The sequence below is a fragment of the Campylobacter concisus genome (assembly GCF_002912425.1).
In the GTDB taxonomy this organism is placed as follows: domain Bacteria; phylum Campylobacterota; class Campylobacteria; order Campylobacterales; family Campylobacteraceae; genus Campylobacter_A; species Campylobacter_A concisus_AH.
In genome coordinates this window covers 1-2476 of the sequence record NZ_POYR01000091.1, presented here as the reverse complement: position 1 = coordinate 2476, position 2476 = coordinate 1, and the positions used below count along the sequence as shown (strand labels likewise).

At 30.1% G+C, this 2476-nt stretch carries 2 protein-coding genes and 1 pseudogene; all 3 read right to left on the bottom strand.

What is annotated here, in order from left to right:
- Window positions 1-15 precede the first annotated feature (15 nt).
- Window positions 16-1347 carry a lipopolysaccharide biosynthesis protein RfbH gene (rfbH, locus tag CYP84_RS04965; RefSeq protein ID WP_103636868.1) on the bottom strand — a complete coding sequence of 444 codons (1332 nt, stop codon included), beginning with the start codon at window positions 1345-1347 and terminating at the stop codon, window positions 16-18.
- A 1-nt stretch (window position 1348) separates the two neighbouring features.
- Window positions 1349-2206: an NAD-dependent epimerase/dehydratase gene (locus CYP84_RS04960; RefSeq protein WP_180996385.1), complete on the bottom strand. Its 858-nt coding sequence runs from the start codon at window positions 2204-2206 to the stop codon at window positions 1349-1351.
- 8 nt (window positions 2207-2214) lie between these two features.
- Window positions 2215-2476: pseudogene (locus CYP84_RS10890) on the bottom strand (CDP-glucose 4,6-dehydratase); the annotation flags it as partial.

Here is a 2476-nt window from a genome sequence, read left to right as displayed (position 1 = left end):
CTTTCTTATTTTTTATTATCTTTTTTTTAGAAATTCTTTAATCTTTTTAATCATATAATCAATTGCCTCCTCTCCCATACCAGGATAAAGTCCTATCCAAAAGCTATCATTCATTATTTTATCTGTTACTTTCAAATCACCAATAATTCTATAATCTTTATCTAAAACCATATTATCAAACATTGGATGCTTTATCATGTTGCCGGCGAAAAGATTTCTGGTTTGTATTTTATTTGATTCTAAATATTCTACTAACTCATTTCTAGTAAAATTAGCACTATCGTTTAGTGTTATCATAAAACCAAACCAGCTTGGATCAGAATTTGGCTGAGTTTCCACTAGAATCAATTGACGTAAGCCTTTTAATCCATCGTACAGCCTTTTTCTATTTAGTTTTCTTTTTTCTACAAAGCTAGGAAATTTCTCAAGTTGTGCACAACCGATTGCAGCCTGCATATCTGAAACCTTTAAATTAAAACCAAAGTGAGAATAAACATATTTATGGTCATATCCCTTTGGAAGTGTTCCAAAACTTTTAGAAAATCTACATCCGCAAGTATTATCAACACCGCTTTCACACCAACAATCTCTCCCCCAATCTCTCATTGATAAAATTATTTTTTTAAGTAGCGAATTGTTAGTATAGACGGCTCCACCCTCTCCCATTGTCATATGGTGTGGTGGGTAAAACGAGCTAGTGCCTATATCACCCCAAGTACCAGTATATTTTTTCTCATATGTTGAACCCAATGCATCACAATTATCTTCTATTAACCACAAATTGTTCTTGTCGCAAAAATCTTTTACAACCTTTAAATTAAATGGATTACCAAGCGTATGGGCTATCATAACTGCTTTTGTTTTTTTGCTGATAGCTAATTCTAATTGAGTTACATCTATATTTGCATATTTTAAATCCATATCTACAAATACAGGGATTGCTCCATATTGAACTATTGGTGCTACAGTAGTTGGAAATCCTGCAGCTACAGTTATTACCTCATCACCTCTTTTTATCTGTTTGTCCTTTAAAAGGGGTGATGTAAGTGCAAAAAAAGCAAGTAGGTTTGCGCTACTTCCAGAATTTACCAAGAAGGCATACTTAATTCCTAGATATTCAGCTATTTTTTTTTCAAATTGTTTACTATAATCACCATACGTAAGCCAAAAATCTAATGCACTATCTACCAAATATTGCATTTCTTTAGCATCAAATACTCTACCTGCATAATTTACCCTTGTTTCACCATCTATAAATTTTCTTTCTTGAATTGGCTTATGAACTAGCTCATAATATTCTTTTGTCTTTTCTAATATTTCCTGCTTTAGCATGTCTTGTCTAGTCATGTCATTCCTTGCTATTTAATATTTTTTTAATTCCACTTTCTATAGAAACTTCTGGCTTCCATCCAAAACCAACCAGCTTTTGAATATTTGCTTTCATGTCCATATTTTCATTTTCTCTATAAGCAATGGCCCCGAAAAGAAGCTTGGTATTTATATTTTGTTGTTTTAATATCTCTTTATATACTTTTTCTATAAAAACTTTAACTTCAATTGAATTTCCAGTACCCAGCTCAAATTCTTCATAACCTTGAAATTTACTTATATTTTTAATAATCACCTCATATGCACTTACAACATCATCAATATAAATAAAATCTCTTTTTTGAAGACCCGACGTTAACTTAACTTTTTGTACATTTTGTCTTAATTGTCCTACTAGCCAAGAAATAAAATTATTATGCCCGCCAAAAGGGCCATACATATGTTCTAATTTTACATTTATAATTTTTGTATTTTTATTTGATAAATAAATCATCCAATCCACTAATTGTGCTTTTGAAAAAGCGTACGCATTTATGTTTCTATATAATAATGTATCAGTATTTATAAATGCTTTAGTATTATTGATAGAATTTTCTAAAAGCTCTAGTCCAAACATTAAATTTGTCATTGCTATTTCAGATACACTATTGTTATTTTTCCCATAATTAGTAACAGTATTTACTACTACATCTATTTCATTGTTTTTAAAAATATCTCGTAGTGTCACCTCATCAATATTATAAAACTTAATATCATTTAAATTTTTATCAATAACGCTTGTATTTGATGTACTTCTCTTTAAGGCAATAACTTCATTTCCATTTTTTATAAAAGACTCCAATAGATATCTTCCTAAAAAGCCTGTACTTCCTGCCAATAGTATTTTCATTTACTTGTAGACCATTCTATTTTTTTACTCTTTGCATCTATAATATAATTTACTAAATCACTTTGTGTCAATATTTCTCCATTATTCTCATAGTAAGCTTTATACCATTTTGCAGTTTTTTCGAATGTAGTCTCGCTATCCCAAACATCTTTCCACTTCAATAAAATATGCGCCTTTGAACAGTCTAGCTTTAGTAAATTTGCCTCGTGCAAATGAGATAGATCCTTTTTTATATCATAATCTATCTTACTCCAATAC